Below are 17,521 nucleotides of genomic sequence, written 5' to 3' on the forward strand. Positions count from 1 at the left end.
ACAGAATTTAACGTTTCGGGCAGTAAATTGTATCTTTCGCCGATAATTGACCTTTACAATGGCGAGATTATCAGTTACGATCTCTCAGAAAGGCCTGCCTTTGCGCAGGTTGTGAATATGCTCAAAAAAGGATTCAGAAAAATTAAAAATACTGAAAACCTCATTATCCACTCTGATCAAGGCTGGCAATATCAGATGAAAGCCTATCAGCACCTGTTAAAAGAAAAAGGCATTATCCAAAGTATGTCCCGCAAAGGAAACTGTCTGGATAATGCAGTAATAGAAAACTTCTTTGGAACTTTAAAATCTGAAATGTTCTATACTAAGAAATTTAAAACCATTGATGAGCTCAAAAAAGAAATAAAGAAGTATATCAAGTATTACAATAACGACAGGATAAGACTTAATCTAAAAGGAAAGAGTCCGGTACAGTACCGAACTCTTTCATATAATAATATTGTTTAATTTTGTCTAAACTTTTGGGTGCAGTCTAAATTCCGGAGGCTTTTATATTATTTTAAATGTGATTATTTTTCGTCCAATTCTTCCTTCTTCTCTTCTTCTTTTTCAGGGAAGATGATCGATAAAAGAACAGAGATGACCAATACTCCTCCTACGATTCCCAATGAAACCGGAGACGGAATATGAATCCATGGTGCAATAAGCATTTTAACCCCAATAAAGGATAGGATAATCGCCAATCCGTATGGAAGTTTGCTGAACATATGGATAAAGTTCGCTAACAGGAAGTATAATGATCTTAATCCTAAAATTGCAAAGATATTCGATGTATAAAGGATAAACGGGTCATTTGAAATGGCGAAGATTGCCGGAATAGAGTCTACTGCAAAAAGAACGTCCGTAAACTCGATAACCCCAACCACTACTAGAAGAGGTGTTGCCATTTTGATTCCGTTCTGGATGGTGAAAAACTTATCTCCATCGTAATTGTCTGAAACTTTCCAGAAACTCTTGATTAATCTTGCACCTGCCGTATTGCTGTAATCTTCATCATCGTCATCGTCACCGTCGCCCCAGGATTTGATCCCCGCATACACAAGGAATAATCCGAATAAGGTCATGACTACGTTGATTTTCACTGCTTCTCCGAAGATATTCATTTCAGGAAGATATGTCAGGTTGATCAACCCAACTCCTGCAAAGATGAAGATCGCTCTGAAAATCAGGGCTCCGATAATCCCCCAGAAAAGGACTTTGTGATGAAGGTATTTCGGAACTTTAAAGAATCCGAAAACCAGGATAAAGACAAATAAGTTATCCACCGACAAGGCCTTTTCAATCCAATAGGCAGCCTGATACTGTGTAAATTTCTCTACTGCCAAAGCATGACTTTCAGGACTTCCATCGGTATTGAATACCCAATATACCACTCCTGAAAAAACCATTGAAAGTGAGATCCATACGATAGACCAGATGGTAGCTTCTTTGGAAGATACTTCATGACTTTTTTTATTAAATACCCCTAAGTCCAGGAGCAGCATGATAACAACTGTTACTGCAAATCCCCACACCAGACCAGGGTGCAGTTCTAAAATACTTTGATGTTCCACTTGAGTTATGTTATTATATGATAAAAGCAATAGATGCACAGCGTGCAAATATTGCTATTTTATTTATCTTTTGATTGTCAATTGATTATAGATAATTCATCTGTACCGTCTGAATCGTCTGCTCCAGCTTTTTATCTGCTGTAGGATCTCCGATCGCGTTGAATTTCCACTCTCCGTTTCTCTTATAGAAAACACCCATTACCATAGCGACGTGTCCTCTGAAAGATGCGTCATTGGCAATATCATATTTTGCAAAAACTTCTCTTACATTGGTAGGTGATCCTTCATAAATACGGATAGAAGCAAAAGGAATTGTTCCGAAATCCTGACCTCTGTAGCTGTTCAAAACCATTGCTACGTGCTCTACATTCGGTTCAAGCTGGCTGAAGTCTACTGTGATTACTTCGTTATCCAGTCCGTCATCACCATCTACATCCCCGGTAAGATCATCTCCGCTGTGTCTTACAGATCCGTTTCTGGATTTAAGGTTTCCGAAATAAATTACTTCAGTAACGTTTTTGTTTGAATCATATAAAATACAGCTTCCGTCTAAGTCTACTGCTTCTTTTTTAGTTCCAAAAAATCCTTTCTTTTCAATTGCTCCCCAGTTGATTCCTACACAAGCCTGGGAAAGTTCAGCTCCATTTTCTTTTTTAAGGTTTATTCTTTGACCTTTTTGTAAGTTGATAGCCATCTTTTTATGTTTAGTTGTTATTTATTTTTTGCAAAAAAGTGAATCTTCTCTGCTTCAAATTTCGTTCTAGTTATTATTCAAATTCAAATTAAGCATTGCCCGCAGAATATTCGTCTCTTCATCGAAATCAAATATCTTGCTCATAATGTCCATATTTTCCAGGTTTTTGATATAATCTTTCAAAACACCTTCTACTTCCGGCGGTAACGTACGTTTTCTTTCGTTCATACTGTGTTCCAATTGTTCATTTTTGCTTCTAAGCTGATCAATAATGGAACTCTGGTTAGACTGATTTTCAGAAGTATCCAGCTTATCCAGTTCTTTGTCAAAAAGATACAATTTCTTTTCGTCTACACTGAAAATAAAATGATCATCCGACTGAAAGATTTTAAAAAGCTCATAATCATGGGTTCCAATTAGGTAACCACAGACAAAACGGACTTTAAATCCCTGTATATTAAGCCTTCCCAACAGTTTTCTTTCAATGGAATAATCCTTATACTGATAGGCCGGGAAAGAATCAGATTTCAGCAGCGTTTCATCTGCATCTGTTCTGTAAAATTCCTGAGCATATTTTTTATGAAAATACAGTACATTCTCCCAATTGGCTGTAAAGCTATCTTCTGTAAGATCTTTGTACAGTGTTTTCAGATGTTGGGAAAATACACCGCTGTACATTTTCCTGTCGGTCTGAAAGTTATCTGACTGTCTTTCTTCAAAACCTGAAATATATTTACCGTTGATGTTAATTTCATTAATGACTGCCAGCATATCATTTTCCTTCTGCTTTTTAATTTTAGTCAGAAGCTCTATGAGGCTGTCCGTATACTGCAGGTGAAAAAGTTCCAGTTTATTATAATCTAGAGCCGTATTTTCCTGGAACAGATTGTGAATAATATCCGTTTTGATGTAAATAGATATAATATCAATATGTTCAAAAAAATTAGCGAGAAGCTTAAGCTTTGTTAATCTTCTTTTGCTTTGCGACAATATGGTTGCTGCATCATCCCCCACCTTAGTATGCTATAAATTAACCTCTGACATTAGCTTTAAGTTCATGCTCCAATGTCTGAAGATCCTGATCCAGTTTTCTTCTGTTATCTGCTCCCTGTTTCTGGATTTGTTTCACTTCATTCAATGTATTGATCAGCATTGATGTTGTTTCTCTCAATGTTTCCACAGATACGATAGTCTGCTCGTTCGCTCTGGCAACATTCACAGAATTCTGTCCAAGACGTTCCGCATTCTTTCTTAAGATCTCTTCTGTAGTGGAAGATACTTTCTGCTGGATTTCAATATTCTGCTGTTGTCTGTACATTGCTACAGCCAGTGAAAGCTGGTTTTTCCAGACTGGAAGCGTAGTGGTAAGAATCGTCTGTGCCTTTTCAGCAATAGAAACGTTGTTGTTCTGTACGAGCCTGATCTGCGGAAGCGACTGCATCATGATCACACGTACCACCTTAAGATCTGCCATTCTTCTGTCTAATCTTGCAATAAAATCTCTTTTATCTGCAATCTGATAATCCTGATAAATCTGCGGATTCGCTTCCATCTGAGCAAGCTCGCCTGCAGCTCTTTCCATTCTGATATTACCTGCAATGACAAGATCTTCAATCTGCTTGATAGAATTCACATTGCTTTCAAAAATAGTCTGAAGTACAGCATTATCTTTTGTAGAGGTGATAATCCCAGCATTTACTTTATAAGAAATCTGCTCAATATTATTGATGATCTTGTCATATTTTGCGAATAAGTTTTCTACCTGAGTCATTACCTTCTTCATGAAGGGTAATTTGCTCAGGAAACTTTTCACTTTATTTCCGTTAAGCTCTTCTACGTCAACATAGTTAAGCTCTACCAAAAGGTCGTTGATAAGCCCTCCTACTTCTCCTGAGTTTGATCTTCTTACATTTCCTAAGAAGCTGTCACTCTGGTTGGTTAAAGTTTTCTGAAGCTCTGCTCCAAAATTCACAATGGAACCTGGGTTTGCTTCATCAATAGAGTTCGCAAGAACTTCATATTTCTGACGTTCTTCTGACTGCAATTGCGTCAGGTTTACATTTCCTTCTCTATCCACAAGAACTGCCGGTGCTGCATTCTGAACAGGCTGAGCCGGAGTTGGAGGAACCATTGGAGTTGGTTCAAAGGTTTTAAGAGGTTCTATTGATCCTAGTGGATCTATCGGTTGATTTTCCTGATTGTCCATAATTACTTCTGATAAATTGATACAAATTTCTCAAGGCCTTCTCTCTGTCCTGCCCCTACAGCCTCAAATTTCCATTCTCCGTTTCTATTGTAGATTCTTCCGAATTCTACAGCAGTTTCGATTGAGAAATCTTCGTCTAATTCATATTTTAAGATCTCTTCATTCGTATCTGTATTGAAAATTCTGATGAAAGAATTTCTTACCTGTCCAAAGTTTTGCTTTCTTGAATCAGCCTCGTGAATCGTTACTACTACTGTAATTTCTTTGATAGCGCTGTCAATTTTAGTAAGATCAATTTTGATCTGCTCATCGTCACCTGCACCTTCTCCTGTAAGGTTATCTCCTGTATGAATGACGGATTTGTCCGGAGACTCAAGATTGTTATAGAAAATAAAGTGATTATCTGAAACTAATTTTTTGTCGTCTCCAAGCAAAAATAAAGAAGCATCAAGGTCGAAAGCTGTTCCTGTAGAAGTATTATTGATATCCCATCCTAAACCTACAGTAAATTTAGGTGCGTTAATGTTTTCTCTTTGTCCTTTTTGTAAGTTAATAGCCATAATATAATTCCGTTTGTGTTAAAGTATTGATGTTATTTTCGTATTCTTTTATTAAATGATAATTGTTACTGATTGCCAGCTCCAAAAGCAGGTCCATCTGTTCCTTTTTTACTTTAGACGTAAGATAATCAAAATTACTTGATTCCAGGCCTAAAATATATTTTACAATCCTTGTATTGAACTGAAAACTTTCTTTATTCATCACTTCTGCAACATGTTTTACATTTTTTACGGCATAGTAATTAAAAAAGTTTTCAATTTTCGGGTCAAGGTCAAAATTCATCAGCTCTGCATAATACAGGAACATAAAATCTGCTTCCACGCTATATTGATTCAGGATTCTGTTCACTGTATATTCATGGCTTCCTGTGATTTTTATATCGTCTATAAAAATACAAAGTTTTCCTCTCAAAAAATCCTTATCGATATAATAAGTATCATTGGCAATCAGATTTTTGCGGTCTTCAAAATTAAGATTCCCGTAATCTGTGATGTAAGTATGGTTTCTGTTGATTTTAGATAAAATACTTGATTTCTTTCCTTTCTGAAACAGATAAAAATCCAGGTGTTTTTTAAAGTAGAAACATAAAAAGTTGGATGCGGTAGGAATCGCCATATAAGGGCTTGGAAGCACTACAATCTCTCTTTCAGTATTTAAAAGTTCTTCATTTTCGGAAATAAATCCGTCGAATAATTCTCTTGCAAATTTTTCAGCATACGACTTATCGCCATACTTGAAAAAGCTGTATTCCGCAGGAGAGAAAGTAAACTCATCCGCCGAATGAATGTGGTGTAAGCTGTATCTTTTATTCATGTTTATGGATAGTGTTTAAGTAAATGGGCACTGAAACCGAAGTTCTTTGCTCCCTGATAATCTGCCACCGGATTGTCTCCGATGTGCAGAATCTGGTGCATGGGCAAATCCTGATCATTGATCCTGTTTTTCACTTCCTGAAAAATAAGCGGATTAGGTTTGGAACAGTTGATTTCATCAGAATAAATATGGAAATCTATGTACTGATCCAGGTTTTCATGAATCAGAAATTTTCTCATTGTTTTCCCTTTGATAAATCCGGTGTTACTCAGAATATTAATGGTCTTTCCCTGATTTTTGATATCCTCAAAAAAATCATGAATATTTTCAAAAATTACAACTGGTTTATATTCCAGAAACAATTCTTCACTTTTGTTGTAAAACCCATTGAGCTTTTCCTTATTCAAAAGCTTCACATCCACATCCAGAGCACCTAGAATCATCAGATAAATTTCAAAAGTATCGATATTTTTCCCTGTAACCTCATTGATGGTATTGCAAAGATCATCGTAATATTTTACAGTTTTCGCAACCTGTTCTATCGGTTTATCTACGTTGAAAAATGAGGAGAACAGCTCAACTCTTTTTGCTTTAAATTCAGGATGAGATTTGATTAAAGTGAGCCACAGATCAAAGGAAAAATGACAGTGGTTATGGATGTCGATATCTGTTTTCAATAGGTTTTAAGTTAAAAGTTTTTATTTAGCTTCCTGAAAAAGATTTAAAATTTTTTAATCATCAAAAAGTGTTTACCATACTATTCTTCCCAAAGATAAAATATTTATCATAAAAGCATTACGTCCGTTATCTGTTTTAAGATATTTTTATGAAATTCTATGAATTTGAGAGGCTCAAAGTAGATAGATTACGAAGTGTTTAATATCCCTTTACAAAAAAATAATTTCAAAAATTCTTTGAAAATCAAAAAAAAATTATAATTTCGCAACCGATTAAAAATCAACAATGTCAACAAAAATGATAAATATTATAACTTTAAGCAATCCTGTCAGAGCTGTGTTCTTTGGCAGCAATGAATATTTATCTGAATAGTTCTATAGATCTTTTATACCCAAAAATATATTAAAGACCTGTCTATTCGGATAGGTCTTTTTTGCTGCCCTATTTTCAGACTTTAACAATTCAACAAATTTGTGTTATTTGTTAAGATCTCTGAAAAATTTTCCTTTGATACGAAATACGAAAAATGTTTTGCCGGCTTTATAAGACCGGAGTGTATTTTGTGTTCATTTTTTTTCAGAATCTTTTCTAAACACAGATCTAAAAATCAACAATTTAAATCAAACAAAATGAAATACAACACACGAAATATAGGGATTATAGCACACGTAGATGCAGGAAAAACAACGTTATCAGAAAGACTTCTGTATTACACAGGACTTATTCATAAAATCGGTAATGTAGATGATGGAAATACCACCATGGATAAAGACATCCAGGAAAGAAACAGAGGAATTACCATTTCTTCTGCTGCAGTTTCTACCCAATGGAAAAAAGGCGATAAAGTGTATAACATCAACATTATTGATACTCCGGGACATATTGATTTTGCAGTAGAAGTGGAACGTTCATTAAGAGTCCTGGACAGTGTTGTCGCTGTTTTCTGTGCTTCTTCAGGAGTTCAGCCACAGACTGAAAATGTTTGGTTCCAGGCTGAAAAACATGGAACATCCAAAATCTGTTTCATCAATAAAATGGACAGAATCGGGGCAGATTTCTTTGCGGTTCTCAATGAGATAAAAACCAAACTGAATGCTGTTCCTTTGGCTCTTCAGATTCCGATGGGTGCTGAAATACATTTTGAAGGCGTCATTGATCTTATCAAAATGAAAGCGTTATACTGGGCCGATGAAAATGGTGAAACCATTGTGGAAAAGGAAATTCCCGATTATTATATTGCTGAAGCTGATGAATATAGAATGAAATTAATGGAAACGCTTGCAGAAAATGATGAGAAGTTCTTTGAGATGTTTATGGATACAGAACAAACCTTCACTGTTGAAATGATCTCGGAAGCGATACAAAGAGTCTGCAGATCCGGATCAGCTGTTCCCGTTCTTTGTGGTTCTGCCTTTAAGAATAAGGGAATCCAGCCTCTTCTTGATGCTGTGGTCACTTATCTGCCCGCTCCGGATCAGCTTGCTGACCTGCAGGGAAGAGATCCTCAAACAGAAGAAACAGTAACATTGGAAAGAAATGAAGCGACTGCTTTTTCAGGGCTTGTCTTCAAGGTTGTGATCGACAAACATATGGGAAGGCTGGCGATGCTTAGAGTGTATTCCGGAAGGATACAATCCGGAGATACTATATTGAACGTAAGGACGGGTGAAAGCTACAGGATTTCCAGAATTCTGCAGATGCAGTCCGATAAAACGTTATCACTGGAAGAAGCTAAAGCTGGAGATATTGTTGCCTTAACAGGAATAAAGGATGCCAAAACCGGAGATTCTTTATCGTCTACAGAGCAACCGGTTTTACTGGAAGCCATTACAATTCCGACTCCTGTGATCAGAGTGGCTATCGAGCCAAGAACAAATGGTGATGAGAAATCTTTCGGATTGGTACTGGCAAAAATCCAGGAAGAAGATCCATCTTTGGTGGTTGAAAGAGATCCGCAGACCGGGGAAACTTTATTAAGTGGCTTGGGAGAACTTCATCTCGAGGTTACTCTGGAGAAAATCCGTCTGAATCATGGTATTGAAATCAATCAGGGAAAACCTAAAGTTTCTTATCGTGAGATCTTAACGGAAACGAGAGTTCACAGAGAAAAGCTTTCCAAGCAAAACGGCGGAAGCGGTCAGTTTGCTGATATCACTTTTGAAATCGGACCAGGAAATGATCATGAACATGGACTGGAGTTTGTTAATATGATCAAAGGAGGTGTTATTCCTACTGAGTTTATCCCTTCTGTTGAAAAAGGTTTCAGAGAAGCTATGGAGCATGGCCCATTAAAAGGATATCCTCTGGAAAACATGAAGATCACTCTTCTTGATGGTTCTTTCCACGCTCAGGATTCTGCAGCATTTGATTTTGAAATTGCAGCAAGAGAAGGATTCAAAGCAGCGGCAAAAGGATGTAGTCCTAAATTGATGGAACCTGTCATGCAGGTGGAAATTCAAAGCATTGAGGAATATACAGGTGCTGTCACTGCGGATATCAACAGAAGAAGAGGAATTATTACTTCTATTGATGAAAAGTCAGGAAGAAAGATTTTTGCTGCGGAAATCCCGTTAGCTTCAACTTTCGGGTACATTTCAGACTTAAGAACGCTGACAAGCGGAAGAGCATCTATTAACATGAAATTATCACACTATGCTTTAGTACCTGATTTTATCGCCAATACATTAATAACCTAAACAAGCAAGGACTGTAGATTTTTCTTACAGTCCTTGTCTTGTTATTGGAATATATTCTTGATAATTGATATTGATAATTGATAATTGATAAACAATTCAATTTTATTTTCTATTTTTCCGGCATCACCTTATACGTTGGGTCATCCTGAATATTAACTTCCACCACAGCTTCTGCATTTTTAAGTATTTTCCTGCAGTCCTCACTGAGATGACGCAGATGAAGGGTTTTATGATTTTGCTTATAACGTTTGGATAATTTGTCCAGCGCATCTATGGCACTCATATCTACAATACGGCTTTCTTTAAAATCGATAACCACCTGATCCGGGTCATTCATAGGATCAAATTTATCCGTAAACGCTGTTACTGAACCAAAAAACAAAGGTCCATATATTTCGTAGTACTTCACTCCGTTTTCATCCACATGTTTTCTTGCTCTGATTCTTTTAGCATTATCCCAGGCAAAAACCAATGCTGAAATGATCACTCCAATTAAAACCGCTAAAGCAAGATTGTGTAAAATCACGGTAATTAAAGCTACGGTAACCCCCACGAAAATATCAGATTTCGGCATTTTATTCACAATTCTGATGGATACCCACTGGAAGGTACTGATCGCAACCATCATCATGACTCCTACCAGAGCCGCCATAGGGATTTTCTCTATCACAGGTGCTCCACACAGAATGATGATTAAAATTAACAATGATGCTATTATCCCGGATAATCTGGCTCTGGAACCTGCGTTGAGATTCACCAGCGTTTGTGCAACCATGGCACAGCCACCCATTCCTCCAAAAAAACCATTGGTAATATTGGCTAATCCCTGAGCTACGGATTCTTTATTGGCACTTCCTTTTGTATTTGTAATTTCATCCACCATAGATAATGTCAGAAGAGACTCTATCAGGCCTACTCCAGCCATAATCAAGGCATACGGGAAAATAATCTGTAAAGTTTCCAGAGAAAAAGGAATCTCAGGGATATGGAAACTCGGAAGATTTCCACTGATATGGGCGATATCTGCTACTGTTTTTGTTGGAATATTAAATCCGAGAACCACAGCAAAGACAATGATAATGGCTACCAGAGAGGCAGGAACAGTTTTTGTGATTTTTGGAAAAAAATAGACTACAGCAATTGTAAGCGCCGTTAGTCCTGCCATGATGTATAAAGGCATTCCCTGCAGCCAGCTTACCGTTCCACTGCTATCTGTAATTTTGAATTGTTGTACCTGCGCCATAAAAATAATAATGGCAAGACCATTCAGGAATCCGTACATAACAGGTTGCGGAATCAGTCTTACAAATTTCCCAAGTTTAAAGATTCCGACCGTCATTTGAAGGATTCCGGCAAGTGCAACAGTGGCAAAAAGATATTCTATCCCATGAGATTGTATCAAAGCAATCAGTACAACGATTGTTGCTCCTGCTCCACCGGAAACCATTCCCGGCCGACCTCCCAAAACAGCGGTTACAAGACCCATCATAAAAGCTGCATAAAGACCTGTAAGCGGAGACAGACCGGCCAGGATAGCAAATGAAAGAGATTCGGGAATCATTGTCATCGCTACGGTAAAGCCAGCCAGCAGTTCATTTTTATAATTGATTTTTTTCGAAAAGTCGAATAAGCTTATAGTATTTTTCATTGATTTGCAAAGGTATGGACTGTCCGGATGGTATACAATTTTTTCTTTTTATGTTTTTTCACAGGCAAATATGTTACTTTAAATAATTCACACATCAGTTCTTATAATATGTTAATTTTAATTAAAATAAATACATAAGACATAATTTTTATATTTATGATTGTTTTTACGTCTTATTTTTGTCTACATTTGAAAACGAATAAGCAATTATTTGGTACTAATTAAAAATTCAACGGGTAAAAAGCTGTATATCAATCTATCTGCAGCTTTAATCATAGAATTGTGTAAAACCTTAATAGGTTATATATTATTTCACACAAATGGCAGGAAAAGAAGTTTGAAAAAAAAGAAGAGGAAACCATTGAAAATAAAGAATATAATCCAAGTACGTTAAGGTGATCCCTACCCACCTGTTTTTAAGATATTTGGCAAAATACAGATTTAGTTTTATAGGATATATGGTCTTATTAAATCTGTCGTAAGATTCTTACATCATTATTTCTCCTTCATATCAATTTCAAATTTCTGTGAATTATTTCCCGTTATGTAAAATAATATATATCACCTATTCTCGTTTTTTTATATATAAGTTTAAACAAAAGAACAATATTTAGTAAAAATGTTATATAAAGAAATCCATATTGGGAAATTTATTAAGGAAAGAGTTGATGAAAATGAAATTACAGTAGAGAGGATATGTAAATTTTTAAGTAAAGATGAAGAGGCTGTCGAAATGATGTATGACAGCAGATCAATGGATACGGATCTTCTTTTAAGATGGAGCAAATTGCTGGAATATGATTTTTTCAGACTGTACAGCTCACATTTGATTTTATACGCTCCTCCTTCCGCTATTAACAAAAACCAGCAGAAGTCCGAGAAAACACCTTATTTCAGGAAAAATATTTATACACAGGAAATTAAAGACTTTATCATGAAAAGGATTCTTTCCGGTGAAATGACTCAAAGTGAAGTTATTAAAGAGTATTCTATTCCAAAAAGTACTCTTCACAGATGGCTTCAGAAGAGTGATAATGCAAACGGATAAACAGATAAAGATGCGCCCAAATTACAAAAAGATTTACCAGGATATGCTGAGGATGGAATATCCCGAAAAGCTTAAAGATCCAAAAATTAAAGATCTTCTTGAAAAGCTTCATACGAGCGAAGATGTCCTTAAGTTCAATGAAAAACTGTTCAAGCAATCCAGAGAAAATCAAAAACTTAAAACCTATGACAGGCAGACTATGCTGAAACTGCTTCAGTATCAAAAAAAGCATGGTCATTCTACAAGCTATATGTCACGAAAATATAAAATAAGCCGAACAACGCTTTCAAAATGGAAAGGAATGTTTGAAGAAGAGCTTGAAAATACAATGAAAAATGCCGGTAAGTAATCTACCGGCATTTTTTTAAAGGTAATAGTAAGGAAAAAACCGGGCTAAACGTTTGCCGGAGTCGAACCGGATAACCTTGCCGGAGTGACCGGCTTCGCTATTCCTCCCATAGTTGTGTTACGATGAATTTTTTCCTAACGACACTTCAAAATGGTAATATAAAGAAGCTGGAAGTGGGCAGAAGAAAGGGGTTAAAGCCTGAAAATCTATCTGACTTTATAGAAAATTATGATACAAAGATCTTTCAACCTCCCACTTCCGGCTTCTTGTATGTTTTAAAAACAAGGCTAAAAACGAATAATGTAGTCGTGCTCTAACCAACTGAGCTACTCTTCCTATATAGACCGTGTTTTTTTGTTGTGGAAGAGACGGGATTCGAACCCGTGACCCCGTCGTGATGAGCGAAGTAACATTTTTCTACGGCACTTGTTTGTTTTTATTTTTCTTCTTCAGCAATATATGTTTTGACAATAGGATGAATCCGGGCATCTTCAGAATAATAGCTTAAACCAAACCCACGCCATCCGGAGGACCAATAGAGAATCATTTCTTTCAGATAAGGAATGTCTTTGGTTTCATCATACTTAAAGTTTTCATTGAATATTTGTTGTACCTCATCAATAAGTTCCGGATAAAACCTCTTATCTTCTTCATCATATACGTCTGTATAAATATCAAGATGATCTCTTAGTTCATATAGTAAGTATGTTCTGAAATCCCAACCCAGAATAACAACATCCGAACCACTAACGCTTACTACAGGATTCCATTTTAAATTGTTGTTTTCTACAACACAAGCTGAATCCCTGACAGGTAATAATTGGGGAAGCTTTGAAAACCATTCATCAAAAATTTCTTTTTTTCTCTCCAAAGATTTAGGCTTTATTCCCCAGGATTTCAACCAAACGTGATTGACACTCATAATATCATCCCACATCCATTTATAAACAGAATTTATCTGACTGATAATTTCTGTTTCATTCTCTAACCAATTATAAAAGAAAGTACATTCTTCTGCAATCAGTGTCCCTTCATCTTCATATTCAACAATTTCTTTTTTGTCAATTGCATGAAGAATCTTTAGAAATTCTCTGTGTTCAGACGTAAAGCTCACCTCATATTTTCTTTCAACCTGATCAATCTGTTCTTCAGAAAGCCCTTGCCATTTGGCTCCGTAAAATCCTTTTGGACAATTTTCATCATTTACAGACCACAATTTTTCTGTGCGTTCTTTGACCCAGTGTAAAAATTCAGTCAGATTACTTGGTATATGCATGGTTATTCATTTTAAAATAAAAAAGAGGCAAGATTCGAAAAGACTTGTACAAGATCACTTTCATGACCTTCTGGAGTCGAACCAAATTAAACCGAAGTAGGCCTTTTCTACGGCACTCTTTTACAAATCAAGGTAATATTTTTCAGAATCTTCCGTGCATTTGCTCTACCTGCTGAGCTACCTCTCCTTTTCGAGGGAGAAGGCAGGATTCGAACCTGCGACCCAATGTTTACTCAATCTCGAAGTATGATTCTAAGACGACACTTGATTTTAATTATTCATAGTTATTAGTTTTCTTTTTACGCAGTTATTTTTTATTAAAAACCAAGCAAAGAATTATAAGAGTAGCTGATGTTCAATTGAAAGTTGACGATGAAACTCTTATTAACGGCATTGGTTAGCTACCGGGCAATCTGGTGAAAGACTCTGTCAGTTTGGAATCGAAGGAGGTCTTTCTAACGGCACCAGTATTATTAACACTGCAAAATTATATTGTAAGTACGCAATCTTTTTACGTAGTTTAAATTTATTAAGAAAATAATGATGAAATCATTTCAAAAAGTTTAAAAATACCTAACAGAGGAAGTGATATAATAAATCCTACGATTAAACAAATTCCGATTTTACTTAAAAAGCCTGTTTTGTTTTCTGAATAGTTTTCTTTCTCTCTTGTTTTGGCTTTGAAAACAGGAATATGTTTTGTGATTTTAAGACTATGTTGTTCAAGTTCAGTGATTACTTTCAATGCAGATTCATCAAGCAGATTTTTATCTCCTCTGAAAACAATATCTTTTAAAATAGCATTTCCTGAATTGCTTAAAGACTTTCTATAAATCTCTACTGCATTTTCCATTTCGTTATTCTCCGGTGTAGACAGAATCCAGAACTTACCTGCTTCATCAAGAAATCCTGCTTCAAAATAAATCTGTCCTAATTTTTTTCTTAGGGAAAGATCATTAGGAAACTGATTGATCATATTTCTTAATCTGTCGCATGCTTTTTTCTTTCTGCCTTCTTTAAGATCCTTTTCAATTCTGTAAAATAGATTTCCCATTGTTTTTTAAGCAGTTTTATTTTTCATTTACATATTCGTTCGTTTTACCTTGAAGCAAAAGAACCAAAAGTTCAAGACCTGGAAACTCCGGCTAAAAATAACCTACACGCTCTAAAAATTCTAAAACTTGCGCGAATCTAATGTTACTTTTTCATTTCACTTTCTGTCTCGCGCTTCAAACAGTAGAATTTTCTTAACGTTCGTATAGCTTATTTTCTTAACGCCTCCGTTTCCTATGTCATTATTTAATTCCAGCCAATTGTTTTGAAATTTTCTCGGAATATTTATAATTCATCGTTTTTAAAACAGATAATATTCTGCTTTTTAAATTGACTTGTTGCATGGTTACTTTTTCCAACTCAGTTTTAAGTTCGGATTCTTCTACTTCTGCAACAATTTTTATATTTTCAACATCTTCAACATTGGATTCTGTATATTCTGAGAAAAAGACTTTCCCATTTTCTCTTTTGTAAAACACCCACGGATGTCCTATCCAAAGCATTCTCCATTCTGAAGTTGGTGTCTTAAAAATATTTTCCCAATCTTCAATATTACTTATATCACTACAACAGTTAGGTTGTATCAGTATTTTATCTTCTATTTTTAATACAATTCCGCCGTCAAAGGCCATGATACCAATATCTTCTTCAGATTCGTCTGATTCCATATCTTCTATTTTGGCTTCTACAATCATCTTAAGATTTTCATCATCGATGGTTTCAATATCCACCAGGCAAGATCCTTTCTCAATAGCCTCAAAATTAAAATTCAGCTGAGAAACTACTTCTTCCCATTTGGCAAACCATTCTTCGGGATCGGGATAATCTGAAATTTCCGGCAATTCGAATTCTTCTTTGGAATATCGTAAAGGACTAATTTCAATGGTATTAATGAGTTTCATAGTATATAGTATATTGTTTAATTTCTAGCCCCGATTGCAACGGCATCCTTTTTCTAAAGGGCTTGAAGAAAGCTTTGGCGAAAAAGATAAAGTGGAAAGCGGGATTAAGCTCCTGAATATATTGATTGTTTTTTCTATATTTTAAAAGCAGTGCCTGTTACAGCACTACTTTTTGAATCATTTTCACTGCAGATTTTTTGTCTTCCAAAGCATTCAATACATCGAAAATTTTGTCTGACCAACCTGCAATAAGGTGTACATCATCCTTTCTGATATCAAGCGGCTGCGTACCATAACCTGCAAGGTCAAAAATATACAGCTTTGCATGAGGTGCGATGGCTTTGTATTTTTTCCACACGTCTTCAAAGGAGTTTCTGTTTCCTGTGCTATCCCACATCTGAGTATCGGTGAACAGCATTACTTTATCTACCTGCTCTCTTCTTTTGATGAGATCTTCAATTACCAGGTAACCATTGGTGGAATATCCTACCTCACCTTCACGTTTGTAGAATGCATCTACATTCCTTAAAATACCGTTTTTCGGCATGGGAACTCTCAGCCAACGGTCACCGAAGATACCTGTCACCACATTTTTACACTGTGACTGGAGGATCATAGACATCAGCAAACCGATATCATACAGTAAAATTTTACTTTTGCGGGAAACTGCTTTCTGCATAGAACCCGACACGTCCGCTGCGATTACCACTGAAGTATCAAAACCAAAGCCTTTGATATTTCTGGCACTTATCACAACAGCATATTCCAATGCTTCCAGTACTGAGGACAAATACGGAGAATCAAAGTTTTTTAATTCTCTGTAAGCCGCCAGGAATCGGAATGGGAGCTGTTTTGAATTGGTTACGGCTCTCTCATCGGAAAGATATCTGCACACTTTGTTCATCGCATCAGAAGATACTTTAGCTTCCAGAATATTCCTCAGGTTTCTCATGGTTGCCATATAGCCCAGTTTGTTGCTGAAGATCAATTCTTCCCATTTATTTTTGACAGCCAGTTTTCTTTCTGCATCATTTGCAAATTTCGTCTGACCCAAAACGGAAAGCTCCACTTCCCATGTATAAGGAGTTTCCAGGGTATTGTTAGCAATTTTGTTGAAAACTGCCTGCTGGTTGTCATCTTTAGCTTTCGGGTGAACCAGGAATAATGCATCTTTCAGCGTTACTTCTGATTTTCTGTTGTATTTGGCAAACTGGTATTCATCAAACTTATTGAATGATTTCACCAGACCTTTCTGAATCTGTTTGGACAGTTTGTTCAGTTTCTTGGTATCTGTTCTTTGATTGGCAAGCTGGTAGTAAGCCAATAATTCTGTGATTTCATCTGCTCTCTGAACGACTCCATCTACTGTTTTGCTTACAAGGTCTGTACCTGAAGTCTGCTTTGCCAATTCAGTTGTCAAAACCAATGGGATAGATCTCAGATACATATCTTTTCTTGCATATACGGCCAGCTTTGCCACAAATTCGGGATCATTTTTTTTGATCAGAGACTGGATTCTTCCTAATCTGTCATTTCCTTTTTCATAGTTGGCATCTGACAGTCCTGTTGTAACAACAGCACTATACAATTCTTCTGCAGGCGTCATGGCATAAGCTTTTGCACCTTCGTAGTTCTGTACTACTTTATTTTCTTTTTTTAAAAAATTAAATTTCATGGTTACTGTTTTTATTGTTAAACATGGGAAGGATTGATACTTCCTCTCTGATTTCTGATGCAAAGTAAAAACAGTGTTGCGCAACCTTTTTGCGTAGTTTATTTTTCTTTGATTTTTTTATTTTTTTAAATGATTCTCGCAGATTATTCAGGATTACGCAGATTTTAAGTTTTGGCTAAGCCGAATGAAAGGTGCTCTATTTGAAAGGCGGGCTAAAGCCCACCGCTATTGAACAGTATTGATTTATAGAATTTATTTTAACCACAGATTAGCATAGATGTTGTGGCGATAAATAGAATTCATCATTAATCATTAATCATTATAAAATCCTTCTATCATTCATTTTCATTA

Annotated in this window: 16 protein-coding genes; 4 read left to right on the top strand and 12 right to left on the bottom strand. The window is 36.0% G+C overall.

What is annotated here, in order from left to right; all coding sequences use genetic code 11:
* Window positions 1–465, top strand: a 465-nt coding sequence (locus DDF69_RS11105; protein WP_114820850.1) for an IS3 family transposase, incomplete at its 5' end; no start/stop codon positions are given.
* Between the two features lie 62 nt (window positions 466–527).
* Here the strand turns inward: DDF69_RS11105 and DDF69_RS11110 are convergent.
* The 7 genes from DDF69_RS11110 to DDF69_RS11140 form a co-directional block, all read right to left on the bottom strand.
* Window positions 528–1,571 carry a TerC/Alx family metal homeostasis membrane protein gene (locus DDF69_RS11110; RefSeq protein ID WP_114820851.1) on the bottom strand — a complete coding sequence of 348 codons (1,044 nt, stop codon included), beginning with the start codon at window positions 1,569–1,571 and terminating at the stop codon, window positions 528–530.
* 85 nt (window positions 1,572–1,656) lie between these two features.
* On the bottom strand, window positions 1,657–2,265 hold the full coding sequence (locus tag DDF69_RS11115; RefSeq protein WP_089694597.1) for a TerD family protein: 609 nt from the start codon (window positions 2,263–2,265) through the stop codon (window positions 1,657–1,659).
* A gap of 66 nt (window positions 2,266–2,331) precedes the next feature.
* Window positions 2,332–3,279: a hypothetical protein gene (locus tag DDF69_RS11120; protein ID WP_114820852.1), complete on the bottom strand. Its 948-nt coding sequence runs from the start codon at window positions 3,277–3,279 to the stop codon at window positions 2,332–2,334.
* 16 nt (window positions 3,280–3,295) lie between these two features.
* Window positions 3,296–4,471, bottom strand: a complete 1,176-nt coding sequence (locus tag DDF69_RS11125) for a toxic anion resistance protein (RefSeq protein WP_185144336.1) — start codon at window positions 4,469–4,471, stop codon at window positions 3,296–3,298.
* Window positions 4,472–4,473: 2 nt separating this feature from the next.
* Window positions 4,474–5,031 (bottom strand): TerD family protein, encoded by a 558-nt coding sequence (locus DDF69_RS11130; protein WP_114820853.1) that lies wholly within the window; start codon window positions 5,029–5,031, stop codon window positions 4,474–4,476.
* Complete coding sequence (locus tag DDF69_RS11135) at window positions 5,021–5,845, bottom strand: phosphoribosyltransferase family protein (RefSeq protein WP_114820854.1); 825 nt, start codon at window positions 5,843–5,845, stop codon at window positions 5,021–5,023. Before DDF69_RS11135 ends, DDF69_RS11130 begins: the two co-directional genes overlap by 11 nt.
* 2 nt (window positions 5,846–5,847) lie before the next feature.
* Complete coding sequence (locus DDF69_RS11140) at window positions 5,848–6,522, bottom strand: HAD family hydrolase (RefSeq protein WP_114820855.1); 675 nt, start codon at window positions 6,520–6,522, stop codon at window positions 5,848–5,850.
* A gap of 630 nt (window positions 6,523–7,152) precedes the next feature.
* Between DDF69_RS11140 and fusA the strand changes: the two genes are divergently transcribed.
* Window positions 7,153–9,219 carry an elongation factor G gene (gene fusA, locus DDF69_RS11145; protein WP_114820969.1) on the top strand — a complete coding sequence of 689 codons (2,067 nt, stop codon included), beginning with the start codon at window positions 7,153–7,155 and terminating at the stop codon, window positions 9,217–9,219.
* A 109-nt stretch (window positions 9,220–9,328) separates the two neighbouring features.
* Here fusA and DDF69_RS11150 read toward each other — a convergent pair whose 3' ends face one another.
* A complete protein-coding gene (locus DDF69_RS11150) occupies window positions 9,329–10,867 on the bottom strand; it encodes a SulP family inorganic anion transporter (protein WP_114820856.1) in 1,539 nt (512 codons plus the stop codon).
* Window positions 10,868–11,486: 619 nt separating this feature from the next.
* On the opposite strand from DDF69_RS11150, the gene DDF69_RS11155 reads away from it, so the two are divergent.
* Together DDF69_RS11155 and DDF69_RS11160 are read left to right on the top strand one after the other, a co-directional pair.
* The gene (locus DDF69_RS11155; RefSeq protein ID WP_079240508.1) at window positions 11,487–11,915 is read left to right on the top strand and encodes a transposase; all 429 of its coding nucleotides are present in this window, start codon (window positions 11,487–11,489) and stop codon (window positions 11,913–11,915) included.
* A 10-nt stretch (window positions 11,916–11,925) separates the two neighbouring features.
* Window positions 11,926–12,264, top strand: a complete 339-nt coding sequence (locus DDF69_RS11160; protein WP_114820970.1) for a helix-turn-helix domain-containing protein — start codon at window positions 11,926–11,928, stop codon at window positions 12,262–12,264.
* A 436-nt stretch (window positions 12,265–12,700) separates the two neighbouring features.
* Here the strand turns inward: DDF69_RS11160 and DDF69_RS11170 are convergent, their stop codons facing one another.
* The 4 genes from DDF69_RS11170 to DDF69_RS11185 all read right to left on the bottom strand — a co-directional run bounded on the left by DDF69_RS11170 (window position 12,701) and on the right by DDF69_RS11185 (window position 17,170).
* A complete protein-coding gene (locus tag DDF69_RS11170) occupies window positions 12,701–13,540 on the bottom strand; it encodes a hypothetical protein (protein ID WP_114820858.1) in 840 nt (279 codons plus the stop codon).
* Between the two features lie 529 nt (window positions 13,541–14,069).
* On the bottom strand, window positions 14,070–14,594 hold the full coding sequence (locus tag DDF69_RS11175; RefSeq protein WP_114820859.1) for a DUF6584 family protein: 525 nt from the start codon (window positions 14,592–14,594) through the stop codon (window positions 14,070–14,072).
* Between the two features lie 241 nt (window positions 14,595–14,835).
* Window positions 14,836–15,495: a hypothetical protein gene (locus DDF69_RS11180; RefSeq protein ID WP_114820860.1), complete on the bottom strand. Its 660-nt coding sequence runs from the start codon at window positions 15,493–15,495 to the stop codon at window positions 14,836–14,838.
* Between the two features lie 157 nt (window positions 15,496–15,652).
* On the bottom strand, window positions 15,653–17,170 hold the full coding sequence (locus DDF69_RS11185) for a TROVE domain-containing protein (protein WP_114820861.1): 1,518 nt from the start codon (window positions 17,168–17,170) through the stop codon (window positions 15,653–15,655).
* Window positions 17,171–17,521: the final 351 nt, after the last annotated feature.

Origin of the sequence: Chryseobacterium sp. KLBC 52 (assembly GCF_003347605.1) — a bacterium.
Lineage (GTDB): Bacteria > Bacteroidota > Bacteroidia > Flavobacteriales > Weeksellaceae > Chryseobacterium.